Origin of the sequence: Amycolatopsis jejuensis (assembly GCF_000717335.1) — a bacterium.
Taxonomy (GTDB): domain Bacteria; phylum Actinomycetota; class Actinomycetes; order Mycobacteriales; family Pseudonocardiaceae; genus Amycolatopsis; species Amycolatopsis jejuensis.
This window is the reverse complement of sequence record NZ_JNYZ01000027.1, coordinates 177,457-191,419: the sequence shown is the minus strand read 5'-3', so window position 1 is coordinate 191,419 and position 13,963 is coordinate 177,457. Positions and strand designations below refer to the sequence as shown.

Sequence of the window (13,963 nt, the reverse complement as noted above, 5' to 3'; positions counted from 1 at the left end):
GACTGGACGGCATGGGCCGCTGGGAACCGAACGCGCGGGAGCGACTGGAGCGAGCCGCGCTCGAGCTGTTCACCGAACGCGGCTACGACCACACCACCGTCGCCGAGATCGCCGAACGCGCCGGGCTCACGAAGCGCACGTTCTTCCGCTACTTCGCCGACAAGCGCGAAGTCCTGTTCTGGGGGCAGGACGAGCTGAGCCGGCTGTTTTCGGAGGGGATCGCCGCCGCGCCTGCGGAAGCCACGCCGTTCGAGGCGGTCGGCGGAGCACTGGACGCCACCGCGGCGGTGTTCGACGGCGAGCGGCAAGCCTTGGCGCGGCAACGGCAGCCGGTGGTCGCCGCGCACAGCGACCTCGTGGAACGCGAATTACTCAAGCGCACCAAGCTGGTCGCGGCAATGCGGGACGCACTAGCCGCACGCGGGGTCCCGGAACCGACGACGACCGTCGCGGCGGAACTCGGCTGCCTCGCCTTTGCGACGGCCTTCGGCCGCTGGGTCGCGCCGGACGGTAAACGGGATTTCGGTTCCCTGGCAACGGAAGCACTGGACGAACTGCGCGTGGCGGCCGGGTCCCTGGGCTAGGAAGTCAGGGACTTCGCGAGCATCGGCAGGTCGACGCCGCCCACGCCGTCGAGCACCTGCCACGGCGCGAGCCACGACGTCTCAGCCAGCTCGTCATACACCGCGGCACAACGCTGTTGCAGGGAATCGTCGGACTCGAACGCGTCGCGGCCACGGGCGGAATCCGCCTCGGCCCGCTGCACTGCCCGCTGCCCGGCCACCTCCGGGCTCACCCGGAGCAGCAAGTGTGCGTCGGGACGCGGCAACGCAAAGCGGGTCACCTCGAGGTCCCAGACCCAGCGGACCACTTCCCCATCGGCATGCTGACGCAGGCGCGCGGCGGCGTACGCGGCGTTCGAGGCGACATAGCGATCGAGGAGGACGACGTCGTTCGCGGCCAGCAGGTCGCGGATCTCGCCGACCGCGCCGCTGCGGTCGAGGGCGTAGAGCATTGCCATGCCGTACACCGAATCGGCGAGGTCGCCGTGCCCGCGGTGCAGTGCTTCGCGCACCAGGTCGGCGTGGATGCTGCGGCCGTAACGCGGGAAGGCGAGACTGCCGACGCGCGCGCCCGTCTCTTCCAGCGCAGCAGTGAGCCCTTCGGACAGCGTGCGCTTGCCCGCTCCGTCCAAACCTTCGATCACGACCAGTCGACTCACGCTTAGAAGATACTGGTTGCCCCTGTCAGGCGGCCTCGCGGCGGGTGTAGGCGAAGTAGCCGACCGGTGCGGCGATCAGCACGCCGGCGAGGCACAGCAGCGGGATCCAGTCGTCGTCCTGCTGGTCGGGCTGTCCGCCTTCGCCGTCCCTCGCGACCACTGCGGCGCGGGGTTCCGCGGTGGTCGCGAGGACGTTGCCGGTGCCAGCGGGCTGCGCCGCGCCCGCGCCCGGTGCCGACACCGGCAAGGCAAGGCCCGCGAACGCCAGGAGGAGGAGCAAGCGTCCGACGCGCCTTCGACGCCCGGAAGTGCCGCCCACATGACCCTGTTTCCCCAGCACTGTGACGCACCTCCAGCCTCGACGTAGCGAGTGGTGGTCACAACGGTGAACAGGTCGGTCACTCGGAGCAAGGTGCGGTTCGGGTTGCGCGGGTGTTCCGGGTCGGTGCTGGAACACGGAACGGCTACCCTTCCGTGGCCAAGCACTCCAAACGGGGGTCGGACCCGATACTGTGCGCTGCTAACGTGAACGTTCCGCGGCATTCACGCCCAGTGCACGGGCGGGGGGCGAAGGGACAGCGGTGGCACGAGACGGGGATGGCCCACTGATCATCGAACCTGGCAGGCGCAACCCGGGGGAGCTGCCGTCCGAGCTGACCGACGCACTCCGCACCGGGGAGTTCCACCAGGCCCTGCGGCTGGCCATCGCACACCGCGGCCTGTCCCTCGCCCGGCTGCGCGCGCACCTCGCCCTCCGCGGGATCCATATCGGACAGTCGACGCTCAGCTACTGGCAGCGCGGTCTGCGGCAGCCGGAGGTCCCGAAAGCACTACCCGCGGTGCGTGCGCTGGAATCGGTGCTGCAGCTGCCCGCCGACTCGCTGGTCGTGCTCATCGGCCCACGCAACTCGCGAGCCCGCGGCCACCAGGCGGCGGCATCGTTCCACGACCTGCGCTCGGGCGAGATGGGGGCGATCGTCGAGCAGCTGCTGAGTGACCTGGGGGTGCTGCCGTCGTCCCGGCAGTCCAACGCCGACCTCGAAATGCTGGCGGTACACGACCGGATCACCATCGACGGACAGCGGCATCAGGTGCGCTTCAGCACCCGCCTGGTGACGCGCGCGCGGCGGCACGGCCCGGACCGCTACGTGACGGTGTACAACGGCGACCCGGGCTGCCGGATCGACGACGTCCAGCTGGTCACCGCCGAAGGCTGCCGCGTCGGCCGGATCCGCCGCCACCCCGGCAGCGAGACGATGGCGACCGAACTGCTCTTCGACCGCAAACTCGCGGAGGGCGAAATCCACGTCTTCTGCTTCGAGGTACGCGACGATTCGGCCGCCATTTTCCCGGGGTATTACCGCATGCTGCGCGACCAATGCGCGAGTTACCTGCTGCAGCTGCAGTTCTCGCCCGCCGCGATGCCCGCGCGGTGCACGAGGGAAGTCCGCGCTCGAGACGACGCGCTGCCGGTGGAGGCGGAGGAGCTGCCGTGCGACACGGGCGGCGTGACGAGCGGGTATTTCCGCGACACGGGTCCGGGGCTGGCGGGGATTGCGGTGGAGTGGAACTGACCCGCTGGTTTTCCCGGGTTTCGGCCCGGGCGATCCGGGAAAGCTTCAGCCGCAGATTCCACCAGCCGGTTTCCTCGCGCTGACCGGCCATTCCAACCTGGCCGACTCCGCCAGCCGAGCCTCCGCCAGACCGGCCTCGACCAAGCCGGTCCCCGCCAACGCTGGCTCAGCCAAGCCGGTTTCCGCCAACGCTGCCTCAACCAAGCCGACCCCCGCCAACGCTGCCTCAGCCCAGCCGGTCCCCGCCAACGCGGACCGGCGGCCCACCCCGCCCGAAATTCGGGCCCTCACCACAGCCGTTTCAGCAGCAACCCCCGCCGATCCGCCGCGGGATCAGCCGTCCACCCGAGTGACTGTGCCGCCCGTGATGCGGGTCAGCTCGTCGAACGTCGTCGGGAACACTGCGTTCGGGGTGCCTGCCGCGGCCCAGATTTCCGGGTACTCGCGCAGGGTCTCGTCCACCAGCGTCTCCAGCGGGGCCGGGTGGCCGACCGGCGAGACGCCGCCGATGACCTGGCCCGTTGCCGCGCGGACTTCCTCCGGCTTGGCCCGGCGAATGCGGGCACGACCGAGCCGGGTGGCGAGCGCCTCGACGTCCACCCGGTGCGCGCCGCTGGTCAGGACCAGGAGCGGGGCGTCGTCGGCCATGAAGATCAGGCTGTTCGCGATCGCGCCGACCGGGCAGCCGAGTGCGTCTGCGGCTTCGGCAGCCGTCCGCGTGGATTGCGGCAAAGTCCGCGCCTCGCCTTCGACTCCTGCCGCATCCAGGGCGTCCTGCACGTTCTGCACCGCCGCCGACATCGCATACCTCCTGAGGTTCCGTAAACAGAACACTAGACTAGGCGGCGTGTCCACGTCATCTGCCCCCGATGGGCGCGCGCTCGCCGCCACCGTCGGCAGCCGCATCCGTACCCTGCGCACGCGTGCGGGCGTCGGCCTCACCGCACTCGCCGCCGGCAGCGGACTCGGCAAAGGGACCCTGTCCGAACTCGAAAACGGCCGCCGCAACCCGACCCTCGACACCCTCTTCGCCATCGCCACCGCACTGTCGATCCCACTGAGCGACCTGCTCTTCGGCGACGACGGCCCAGCCGAAGCCCACGGCGACAGCGTCACCGCCACCCTGCTCGGCCGCTGGGAAGACCCGGCAGGCATCACCGAGGTCTACCGCCTGACCATCCACGAGCGGACCCAAGTGTCCAAAGCACACCACCCCGGCGTCCGGGAGGTGCTGACCGTCTTGACCGGCACCGCCGAGGTCGGCCCGATCGACGCACCGACGACCGTGCACACCACGGAAACCTGCACCTTCCTCGCGGAAACCGACCATGTTTACCGGGGAATCGGCGGCCCGGCGACTGCCGTGCTGACCATGCGGTATCCGCGTTAGCGGACCGGAAGCCCGTTGGCTTTCGCCGCCTCGGCCTGACGTTCGTCGCGGGTGACGACCGTGACGGGTTCGCCTCCGGTCAGCTCGGCAGTCTCATGCATGACCACCGCGAGGTGGAGCGCATCGAGCGTGCGGATCGGATAGTTCTCGGTGACCAACCGTTGCGCAGCCGGGAAAACGCGATCCGGGCGGAACGGAATCAGCACGAGTGAGCCGTCCGGCGAAGCGAGGTGGTCGAAATGCTCGAGGACGATCCGAGCGTCCGGAAGCCGCCCGGATCGCTTCGCCGCGGTGAATACGCTCGCGAGCTCGATCCGAGTGAGCTCACTGCTGAGCACCAGATCCGGGCCTTCGAGAAGGAGCTCACGCATTTCGCGGTGGCCGGGCTCGTCCTTGAGATACGCGGTGGCCAGCGCACTGGTGTCGGCGTAGTAGCACTCGGTCACCATTCCCCCCTGCTCCAGTCGAGATAGTCGCCGATGGTCGCACCCCATCCACTGGAGAAGTTCTCGATTTCGTCCAGCGAGGCCACCTGGGCAGGCGGCTCGACGTAGGCGATCTTGCCCTCGTCGATCAGCCGGCGTTTCCACTCGGCCCGCGACTCCACCTGCTGCACGACGCCCCTCAACGCTTCGGTGACCAGGTCGTTCATACTGCGCCCCTCGGCTTCCGCCCGGGCCTTCAGCCGCGCGTGCAACTCGTCGTCGACGCGGGTGATCAGCTGTTTCACCCCACCATGATAACACTTCACCCATTCGAGCTATCACCTGTTTTCAGCCGCAGACAAAGCCGCCCCGAAACGCATTTCGGGGCGGCTGTTCTGTCAGCGGATCAGTAACGGTAATGCTCGGATTTGAACGGGCCCTCGACGTCCACGTCGATGTATTCCGCCTGTTCCTTCGTGAGCTCCGTCAGTTCGCCGCCAAGGGCGTCGAGGTGGATGCGGGCCACCTTTTCGTCCAGTTTCTTCGGGAGGCGGTAGACCTCCTTGTCGTACTCCTCGTACTTCGTGAAGAGCTCGACCTGTGCGATGACCTGGTTCGAGAAGCTGTTCGACATCACGAACGACGGGTGCCCGGTCGCGTTGCCGAGGTTCAGCAGCCTGCCTTCCGACAGCACGAGGATCGTGTTGCCGTTCGGGAACACCCATTCGTCGACCTGCGGCTTGATGTTCACCCGCCGCACGCCCGGGTAGCGCGCGAGGCCGGCCATGTCGAGCTCGTTGTCGAAGTGGCCGATGTTGCCGACGATCGCCTGGTGCTTCATCCGCGCCATGTGCTCGACCATCACCACGTTCTTGTTGCCCGTGGTGGTGATGACGATGTCCGCCTCGCCGAGCACGCTCTCCAGGCGCTTGACCTGGTACCCGTCCATCGCCGCCTGCAGTGCGCAGATCGGGTCGATCTCCGTCACGATCACGCGCGCGCCCTGGCCGCGCAGCGATTCCGCGGCGCCCTTGCCCACGTCGCCGTACCCGCAGACCACCGCGACCTTGCCGCCGATCAGCACGTCGGTGCCGCGGTTGATGCCGTCGACGAGGGAGTGCCGGATGCCGTAGCGGTTGTCGAACTTCGACTTGGTGACCGAGTCGTTCACGTTGATCGCCGGGAACAGCAGCTCACCCGCGGCCGCGAGCTGGTACAGCCGCAGCACGCCGGTGGTGGTCTCCTCGGTGACGCCGCGCACGCTCTCGCCGACGCGGGTCCACTTGGACCCGTCCGCCCCTGTGCTTGTTATCGACGCCCGCAGCAGCTCCAGGAAGACCTTCCACTCGTCGGAGTCCTCGTCGTCGGCGGGCGGGACCACGCCGGCCTTCTCGTACTCGGTGCCCTTGTGCACGAGCATGGTCGCGTCGCCACCGTCGTCGAGGATCATGTTCGGGCCTTCGCCCTCCCACGTGAGCATCCGCTCGGTGCACCACCAGTACTCCTCGAGCGTTTCGCCCTTCCACGCGAACACCGGTACGCCCTTGGGCTCCTCCGCCGTGCCGTGCGGCCCGACGACCACCGCGGCGGCCGCGTGGTCCTGCGTCGAGAAGATGTTGCACGAGGCCCAGCGGACCTCCGCACCCAGCGCCACCAGCGTCTCGATCAGCACCGCGGTCTGCACGGTCATGTGCAGCGAACCGGCGACCCGCGCGCCCCGCAACGGGTAGACCTCCGCGTACTCGCGGCGCAACGCCATCAGGCCGGGCATCTCGTGCTCGGCCAGCCGGATCTCCTTCCGGCCGAACTCCGCGGCCTCGAGATCGGCGACGGCGAATTCGAGGCCGCCCCGGGTGTCGTGCCGCTTGACAACGCTTTCGGGGGTCATAGTGCGGTTCCTCCAAGGTTTGATGGCACCTGAACAGTACCGTTGTCGATTCGACCCTGACTCGATCGGATGAGGAGAGACCACCGTGCCCGCCCCGCTCCCCGGCCCTGACACCCGCATCGTCGAAGTGAGGGTGGCCGGACTCGTGGGCACGAGCGGTGAAACGCTCCTCGACGCGGTCTCCACCGCCGACGTCGCAGGCGACGGCCTCGGCCGCGTGGTACGCCCGGCCGACCGGCTGCGCCGCCCCGCGCCGGGCCCGGTGGTACCCGCGCTCGGCCGGTCGATCCCGCGCACCGTCGAAGGCTACCTGTGGAGCGGCATGACGTCCGGGGGTGCCGCCAAAGCCGCCTGGGCGCTGCTGTTCCCCTTCTCACTGGCGAACGTCGCGTTCTGGATGCTGCCGCCAGTCCACCGCGCCAGCTGGCTCGGCGGGCTGTGCCGCGGGCTGCTGCGGATCGCCGCGGTGCTGCTCACGATGTTGCTGGTCAGCCAGGTCGCCGCGGCCGTGCTGGACCTCCTCGCCACGCAATGCCTCGCGCCCGGACGAGCCTGTCTCACCTGGGTGCCGTCCGGGCTGCGCGCCGGACCGCTGCGAATCGGTGCCGGGGTGGCCGTGCTGCTCGCGCTGGTTTACGTGCTGCACCGGATCTCGTCCACGAACTGGCGCGTCCGCCCGCCCGACCATGCCGGGCGCAAGGGCGTCCCGCTGCATCTGCGCGCCGACCCGGAAGCACCCGGCATGTCCGCGCTGCACGCCGTGGCGGCGCTCGCGTGCATCGCGTTGCCGTTGCTGGGCGGGCCGTTCCGGGTGCCGACCCAGATCCCGCAGCTGATCGCGTGGATCTGTGCGCTGGCGTTGGTGCTCGCGGTGCTCATCGGGGCGTCGATCGGCGCTGACCCGGGTCGCATCGCCCGGCGCACTCTGCTGACTTTCGCCACCCTGCTGGTCGTCGTGGCGGCTGTGCTGGCCCTGCCGGTCGGTGGCCGGTTGCCAGGTGTCGACAGCACGGTTGAAGGCCTCGGCGGCGCATTGCTGGTGGTCACGGTGTTGTTCGCGCTCGCGCTGGTGCCGTCGGCGTTGCTGGCCCGCGCGGGCTGGCGGGACCGGCCGCGCCGCCTGCGGCCGTGGCTCGGCGGCTGGGCCGCGGCGCCGGTACTCGCCCTGGCCGGGCTGCTCGGCGGCGGCTTCGGAGCCGGGCTGGCCATCGTCCTGCGGCGCCTGCTCGGCACGTCCGGGCTCTCCCTGCCGACGACGTACGACCTGGTCACCGTCCTGTGGGGCGGCGGGCTGGGCCTGATGGCGCTGGTGAGCGTGGCGGGGTACGCGATCGCCGTCCCGCTCCGGCGCCGCCGCCGTGGCGTCCCGCCGATCGTCGAGCTGATGGAACACGACCGGCAGCAGGAACAAGACGCGGCCAAGGCGTGGGCGCGGTCCGCTTGGGAACGCCGCCACCTGCACCACCTGGCGATGATCGTCGCGCTGGGCCTGTGCGTGGGCGCGGTGACCCTGCTTGTGGTGCGCTTCGGCTTCGACCTGCAGCCGGGCTGGTTCACGCCCGTGTCGGCGATCGGGGTGTTCGCGCTCGGCGGCCTGGCAGCCGGTCTGCTGCGGGTGGTCTATTCGGCGGCCCGGTCACCGCAACGCAGCAGGCACCTCGGCGCACTGGCGGACCTCGTGTCGTTCTGGCCGCGCGCGGCGCATCCGGGGGTACCGCCGTGTTACGCGCTGAAGATCGTGCCGGAGCTGGCCGAGCGGGTGAAGGAACATCTCGCCGAGCCGGGTACGCGAGTGGTGCTGTCCGGGCTGAACCTCGGCAGCATCCTCACGGTGCTCACCGCCGCCCGCCTGAGCGCCGAGCTCCCCGCCGACGAACGCGACCGCGTCGGCCTGCTCACCGCCGGGTCACCACTGCAATGGGGTTACCAGCGAGCGTTCCCGGCAGTGCTGCCGCAGGATTCGCTGTCGGAGCTGTTCGCCACGCTGGACGGCCGCTGGCGCGCCCTGTGCCGAGGCACGGACATCTTCGGCGGCGGCGTCACCACGTGGCGCCACCAAACGAGCGGCAAACACCTGATCGGCGACGGCTACCTGCCGGCAGGCGGCTGGGGCCCCCTGGAAACAACACCAGACGACGCAGGAGTCCTGATCCTGGGCGGCGACCACTGGCTACCCGACCCACTCCGCGCCCCAGACGGCCGCCGCCGCTGGGCCCCCGGCGTACTGAAACACACCGAATACCTGGCCGACCCGGAATGGGACAACGCCGTCGCAATGGCCGCCGGTCTGGGCCGCCCCAACGGCCGCACCCGCACTCTCGGCGAACAAGGCTCCCTCTTCGGCGACCTGCCCCGCCCCCGCTAACGCCGTGAAGGCCACCTTCACGGACTCAGATTCCGTGAAGGTTCCCTTCACAGCCTTTGACCCACCACCCCAGCCGCACCCGCGCACCCACGAGACCGGGCACCCAGACCCGGCCCTGCACCCCGATACGAAGCCAAAAACACGGGCGGAGGGTGCTTGTCAAGGCATCTTTCCCGCCTTGACAAGCCCCCTCCGCCCGTAGTCACAATCCCGGCTTCGGGGTGCCCTCAGTCAGCTCACTCGGACGACCCGCGCCGCCGCAGCTTCAGGAACGCCAGCAATCCACCACCGGCCACGATCAGCAACCCGGCCACCCAGAACAGCCAAGCGTTGTCGAACCCGGTGCTGGCCAGACCGCCCCCGGTCCCCTTCTCATTACCCGCAGGCACCACCGCAGGCGCGCTCGTAGTGCTGGGCGCAGAAGTCGCGCTACCCGACGTCTTGCTGGTCGTAGTCGTCGACGGCGCCGTGGACGACGGCGGCGCAGTGTGCGTCGTAGTCGTGGTCGGCGGCGCGGTGGTCGTGGTCGGCGTCGTGGTGGTGGTCGGCGGAGTCTTGATCCCGCACGCGAACCAGTGGCTGATCACCGGAATGTTGCCACCGTTGTTCAGCGGCGAACGCAGCTGAGTCCACGGCGGCACGACCGGCAGACCGCGCTTGCCCGGCTCGTAGACGTTGTACCGAGGCCCACCCTTGACCACGATCGCGGTGACCGTGACACCCGGCTTCACCGCGGTGATGCTCACGTACTGATCCTGCTGTCCACCACCGGTGACCGTGAGGTCATCCGGACCGAGATTCACGCCGGTCAGCCCCGCCCCGCTGCACGTGGTGACGTTGCCCTCGTGGATCGTCGCCCGGCTGTCTTCGGTGTCGGCGGCAAGCGCCGCCGTCGCCGAGCCGAGCAGGGCGAGTCCGGCGACCGCGGCAACCGTGAACCCGGCACGCAATCTGGCGGTAGTGGACATGGGGCAACTCCTCTTGAGCTGAACAGGAACGACGAAAAGCGCATACCGCGACCCTCCGTAGGACCCCGACCACCGTTCGGCCGAATTGCCCGAGCGTGATTACTCCGCGAGAGGGAAGACGACGCGAAAGTTATCGCACCCGTCTCACCTGGTCATCCCGGCCCCGAGGAGCGACCCGAAACGATATCCGCGAGTTGCCTATCTGTGATCCCTTGTGGGTGAGCCATGAGAAAACGGCCCGTCTCCCGGCTGGGGAGACGGGCCGTACCCGGGTCAGTCGACCGGCTCTCGCTCCGCTTGCCGCTGCCCGAGCAGCGAACGCCGCCTGCTGTAGGCGAAGTACAGCACGACCCCGATCGCCATCCAGGCGACGAACCGCAGCCAGGTCAGGACGGTCAGGTTCAGCATCAGCCAGAGGCAGGCGAGGATCGCGAGCGGCGCGATCACCCAGACGCCCGGCACCCGGAAGGCCCGCGGCAGGTCCGGCCGGGTGCGGCGCAGTACCAGCACCCCCGCGGACACCAGCACGAAGGCGAACAACGTGCCGACGTTCACCATTTCCTCGAGCTTGTCCGCCGGGAAGAACGTGGCCGCGACCGCGACGAGGGCGCCGACCAGGATGGTGGCCCGCTTCGGGGTCCCGCGCTCGCTCGTCTTCGCCAGGGAACGCGGCATGAGCCCGTCACGGGACATCGCGAAGATGATCCGCACCTGGCCGAGCATCAGCACCATGACGACGGTGGTGAGACCGGCCAGCGCACCCACCGAAATGATGTTCGCGGCCCAGTCGACGCCGTTCGCGGAGAACGCGGTGGCGAGCGTGCGGTGCTCGTTGCCGGGACCGGCGGGCGTCGACAGTTCGGTGTAGGGCACCATGCCGACGACCACGAGCGACACCGCGACGTACAGCACCGTCACGATGGCCAGCGAACCGAAGATGCCGCGGGGGACGGACTTCTGCGGGTTGCGGGTCTCCTCCGCGGTGGTGGCGACGATGTCGAAACCGATGAATGCGAAGAACACCAGCGAGGCACCGGCAAGCAAGCCGAAGATGCCGAACGAACTGCTCGCGCCGCCCGCCAGAACCGAGAAGAGCGACTGGTCGACGCCGCTCTTGCCCGCCCCGGCCGGCTGGTTCTCCGGAATGAACGGCGTGTAGTTGGCCGCCTTGATGTAGAAGATGCCGAGGATGACCACGAAAAGCACGACGGCGACCTTGATTCCGGTGATCACCATCGAGAACCGCGACGACAGTTTCGTACCCAGTGCAAGCAGGGTCACCAGCGCCAGCACCACGATGAGCGCGCCCCAGTCGATGGCGAAACCGCCGCCGAGGTCGATCGACGTCTTAGCGCCCTTGCCGAAGAGGTATCCGAGCACGGTCTGCAGGTAGACGGACCAGCCTTTGGCGACGGCAGCGGCGCCGACGGCCAGCTCGAGGATCAGGTCCCAGCCGATGATCCACGCCATGAACTCGCCGAAGGTGGCGTAGGAGAACGTGTACGCGCTCCCGGCCACCGGAACCGTGGACGCGAATTCGGCGTAGCACAAGGCGGCCAGTGCGCAGGCGATCGCCGCGAGGACGAACGCGAGGGACACCGACGGGCCGGCGAAATCACCCGCCGTCCGAGCGGTGAGCGTGAAGATCCCGGCACCGATGACCACCGCGACGCCGAAGACCGTCAGGTCCCATGCGCTCAGGTTTCTCCGGAGTTTCGTCTCCGGTTCATCCGTATCGGCAATCGATTGCTCGATGGACTTGGTGCGCCACAAACCCGTTCCGGGCAACGTTGACCTCCTGCGGTGACCTTTGTGGGGACGGCCGTCACCCTAGCGTGGACGGTCACCGGCAGCTGACCGGCTGGTCACTGCATGTCGCGGTCCAGGTCCGGTTCGAGGTAGATCAGCGTGGCGACCGGGACTTTCGCGCGTACGCGGGCCTCGGCGTCGTCGATCGCGGTGGCGACCTGGCCGGTGTCGAGACCGGGGATGAGCGCCAGTTTCGCGGCGACGAGCAGCTCGTCCGGGCCGAGGTACTGGGTGCGGATGTGGATGACGCGCTCGACCTTGCCCGCGGCGAGCTCGTCGATGATCGTGGCGAGGTCGGTGTCGGTGGCGCCCTCGCCGATCAGCAGGCTCTTCATCTCGACGATGAGGATCACCGCGATGACGCCGAGCAGCACCCCGATGAATACGGTGCCGATGCCGTCGAACACCGGGTTGCCGGTGAGCACCGACAGCCCGACGCCGAGCAGCGCGAAGACGAGACCGACCAGCGCACCGGTGTCCTCCAGCAGCACCACCGGAAGCTCGGGTTCCTTGGACTGGCGGATGAACCGCCACCAGCCGGCGTCCCCCTTGATCTTGCGCGATTCGCGGATCGCGGTGGCGAAGCTGTACCCCTCCAGCCCGATCGCGACGACCAGGATGATCACCGCGACGATCGGCGTCTCGAGCGGTTCGGGCTCGAGGATCTTGTGGATGCCCTCGTACAGCGCGAAAGCCGAGCCGAGGGTGAAGAGCATGAGCGCGACGATGAACGAGTAGAAGTACCGCTCCCGCCCGAAGCCGAACGGATGCTCCCGCGTGGCCCGCCGTTTCGCCGACTTCTGGCCGAGCAGAAGCAGCCCCTGGTTCGACGTGTCGGCCAGCGAGTGCACCGACTCGGCCAGCATCGACGACGACCCGGTGACCAGGAACCCGGCGAACTTGGCCACCGCGATCCCGGCATTGGCGGCGAGCGCCGCGATGATCGCCTTGGTACCCCCACCAGCTGACACAGCCCGCTCCCTGCTCGCGCCCGAATTGCCGGGAGGGAGCCTAGAGGAGCCGCCGGAGCGCCCACGCGACCGGCCTGCTCAACCCTCGCGGAGCACCCCGCTCAGTCCTCGTAAGTGCCCGCCGTTGCGCGGAACAGCTGAGTGCGTTCACCGGCTGCCGGGCGGACTCGGACCTGCGGGTCTGCGGCACGCAGCCACATCGACTGGCCCCGGCGGAGTTCGGCCTCTTCGCCGTCGGCCGCGGTGACCAGCAGGGCACCTTCGGTGCACAGCAGGATCTGCGGGCCGGTGGAGTCGAGCGCCAGCTCCGTCTCGTCGCCGGGGGTCCATTCGCGGCGCGACAGTTCGAATTCCGGCGCGTCCGTGTGGTACACCGCCATCTGCCCGTCGGCCGTTTCTCCGTGCTGTACCGGCATTTCCCCGCACGCGAAGTCGACCACGCGCAGCAGCTCGGGTACGTCCACGTGCTTCGGCGTGAGACCGCAGCGCAGGATGTTGTCCGAGTTCGCCAGGATTTCCACCGCGGTTCCGTGCAGGTACAGGTGCAGGTTTCCGGCCGGGAGGTAGATCGCTTCACCGGCGCGCAGGGTCAGCCGGTTGAGCAGCAGCGCGGCGAGGACGCCCGCGTCGCGCGGATGTACCTCGCCCAGTTCCAGGATCGTGCGGCACTCCAGTGCGAACTCGCCGCGGTCCTGTACGTGCCGCACGCACGCGTCGAGTACCTCCGGCAGCAGCTCGTCCAGCGCGGACTGCGGCAGCGTGATCCACGTGGTGAACAGCGCCCGCAGGCCGGACGGGTCCGGTTCCGCCTCGATCAGCCCGGTGTACTTGGCGAGCCCCGGCGTTTCGATTGCCTTCAGCAGCTTGACCGAGCGGTGCGGGTCGCGGAATCCGGCCAGCGCATGGAATTCCGTGAGCGCGCAGACGAGCTCCGGCTTCGCCGTGGGGTCCGGGTAGTTGCGGTTGGCGGCGTCGCGCGGGATGCCGAGCTTTTCCTCGCGGGCGTGCCCCTCCGCGGCCTGCGCGGCCGACGGATGGGCCTGCATCGACAGCGGTTCTTCCGCGGCCAGGATCTTCAGCAGGAACGGCAGCCGGTTGCCCCAGCGCTGCGCGCACCGCTGCCCGAGCTGGCCGACCGGATCGGTGTCGACGAGGTCGAGCAGGCTCAGCTCGGTGCCGTCCGGGCCGATCACGTACGACGGGTCCCCCGGATGCGCTCCCATCCACAGCTCGGCCTCGGGGTGCGGCGCAGGTACCGGACGGCCCTGCAGCCGCGGGATCGCGGTGCGCGATCCCCAGGCATAGGGCCGTACGGCGTTGCGCAACAGCTCCACTGTCAACTCCCCTGTCC

The 13,963-nt window shown here is 69.1% G+C and carries 14 protein-coding genes; 4 read left to right on the top strand and 10 right to left on the bottom strand.

From position 1 onward, the window contains the following. The first annotated feature begins 11 nt into the window (after positions 1-11). Positions 12-584 (top strand): TetR family transcriptional regulator, encoded by a 573-nt coding sequence (locus OO71_RS32790; protein WP_033293823.1) that lies wholly within the window; start codon positions 12-14, stop codon positions 582-584. Here the strand turns inward: OO71_RS32790 and OO71_RS32785 are convergent. Both OO71_RS32785 and OO71_RS32780 read right to left on the bottom strand, forming a co-directional pair. Continuing rightward, positions 581-1,222, bottom strand: a complete 642-nt coding sequence (locus tag OO71_RS32785; RefSeq protein WP_033293822.1) for a dTMP kinase — start codon at positions 1,220-1,222, stop codon at positions 581-583. The two genes, OO71_RS32790 and OO71_RS32785, sit on opposite strands and share 4 nt — an antisense overlap. Positions 1,223-1,247: 25 nt before the next feature. Continuing rightward, complete coding sequence (locus OO71_RS32780) at positions 1,248-1,502, bottom strand: hypothetical protein (RefSeq protein ID WP_033293942.1); 255 nt, start codon at positions 1,500-1,502, stop codon at positions 1,248-1,250. 301 nt (positions 1,503-1,803) lie between these two features. Between OO71_RS32780 and OO71_RS32775 the strand changes: the two genes are divergently transcribed. Continuing rightward, positions 1,804-2,796, top strand: a complete 993-nt coding sequence (locus tag OO71_RS32775; protein ID WP_033293821.1) for a hypothetical protein — start codon at positions 1,804-1,806, stop codon at positions 2,794-2,796. Positions 2,797-3,129: 333 nt separating this feature from the next. On the opposite strand, the gene OO71_RS32765 is transcribed toward OO71_RS32775, so the two are convergent. Beyond that, positions 3,130-3,597, bottom strand: coding sequence for a YbaK/EbsC family protein (locus OO71_RS32765; RefSeq protein WP_033293819.1), 468 nt, complete (start codon positions 3,595-3,597; stop codon positions 3,130-3,132). A 46-nt stretch (positions 3,598-3,643) separates the two neighbouring features. On the opposite strand from OO71_RS32765, the gene OO71_RS32760 reads away from it, so the two are divergent. Continuing rightward, the gene (locus OO71_RS32760) at positions 3,644-4,186 is read left to right on the top strand and encodes a helix-turn-helix domain-containing protein (RefSeq protein WP_051792527.1); all 543 of its coding nucleotides are present in this window, start codon (positions 3,644-3,646) and stop codon (positions 4,184-4,186) included. Here the strand turns inward: OO71_RS32760 and OO71_RS32755 are convergent. The 3 genes from OO71_RS32755 to ahcY form a co-directional block, all read right to left on the bottom strand. Further along, positions 4,183-4,635, bottom strand: coding sequence for a type II toxin-antitoxin system VapC family toxin (locus OO71_RS32755; protein WP_033293818.1), 453 nt, complete (start codon positions 4,633-4,635; stop codon positions 4,183-4,185). The two genes, OO71_RS32760 and OO71_RS32755, sit on opposite strands and share 4 nt — an antisense overlap. Beyond that, a complete protein-coding gene (locus OO71_RS32750; protein ID WP_033293817.1) occupies positions 4,629-4,916 on the bottom strand; it encodes a FitA-like ribbon-helix-helix domain-containing protein in 288 nt (95 codons plus the stop codon). The genes OO71_RS32755 and OO71_RS32750 overlap by 7 nt, the downstream gene beginning before the upstream one ends. 101 nt (positions 4,917-5,017) lie before the next feature. Further along, on the bottom strand, positions 5,018-6,499 hold the full coding sequence (gene ahcY / locus OO71_RS32745) for an adenosylhomocysteinase (protein WP_033293816.1): 1,482 nt from the start codon (positions 6,497-6,499) through the stop codon (positions 5,018-5,020). An 85-nt stretch (positions 6,500-6,584) separates the two neighbouring features. On the opposite strand from ahcY, the gene OO71_RS32740 reads away from it, so the two are divergent. Next, a complete protein-coding gene (locus tag OO71_RS32740; RefSeq protein WP_156096665.1) occupies positions 6,585-8,864 on the top strand; it encodes a hypothetical protein in 2,280 nt (759 codons plus the stop codon). A 236-nt stretch (positions 8,865-9,100) separates the two neighbouring features. Here the strand turns inward: OO71_RS32740 and OO71_RS32735 are convergent, their stop codons facing one another. The 4 genes from OO71_RS32735 to manA all read right to left on the bottom strand — a co-directional run bounded on the left by OO71_RS32735 (position 9,101) and on the right by manA (position 13,946). Further along, on the bottom strand, positions 9,101-9,832 hold the full coding sequence (locus OO71_RS32735) for a hypothetical protein (protein ID WP_051792526.1): 732 nt from the start codon (positions 9,830-9,832) through the stop codon (positions 9,101-9,103). A gap of 273 nt (positions 9,833-10,105) precedes the next feature. Then, positions 10,106-11,620, bottom strand: coding sequence for an amino acid permease (locus OO71_RS32730; protein ID WP_033293815.1), 1,515 nt, complete (start codon positions 11,618-11,620; stop codon positions 10,106-10,108). Between the two features lie 77 nt (positions 11,621-11,697). Then, a complete protein-coding gene (locus OO71_RS32725) occupies positions 11,698-12,612 on the bottom strand; it encodes a cation diffusion facilitator family transporter (RefSeq protein ID WP_033293814.1) in 915 nt (304 codons plus the stop codon). Between the two features lie 101 nt (positions 12,613-12,713). Then, positions 12,714-13,946: a mannose-6-phosphate isomerase, class I gene (manA, locus tag OO71_RS32720; RefSeq protein ID WP_033293813.1), complete on the bottom strand. Its 1,233-nt coding sequence runs from the start codon at positions 13,944-13,946 to the stop codon at positions 12,714-12,716. Positions 13,947-13,963: the final 17 nt, after the last annotated feature.

Excerpts from the sequence above, each read along its gene's own strand:
- OO71_RS32790 (WP_033293823.1), top strand. The coding sequence starts at position 12 with ATGGGCCGCTGGGAACCGAACGCGCGGGAGCGACTGGAGCGAGCCGCG.
- OO71_RS32765 (WP_033293819.1), bottom strand. The coding sequence starts at position 3,597 with ATGTCGGCGGCGGTGCAGAACGTGCAGGACGCCCTGGATGCGGCAGGA.
- OO71_RS32755 (WP_033293818.1), bottom strand. The coding sequence starts at position 4,635 with ATGGTGACCGAGTGCTACTACGCCGACACCAGTGCGCTGGCCACCGCG.
- ahcY (WP_033293816.1), bottom strand. The coding sequence starts at position 6,499 with ATGACCCCCGAAAGCGTTGTCAAGCGGCACGACACCCGGGGCGGCCTC.
- OO71_RS32735 (WP_051792526.1), bottom strand. The coding sequence starts at position 9,832 with ATGTCCACTACCGCCAGATTGCGTGCCGGGTTCACGGTTGCCGCGGTC.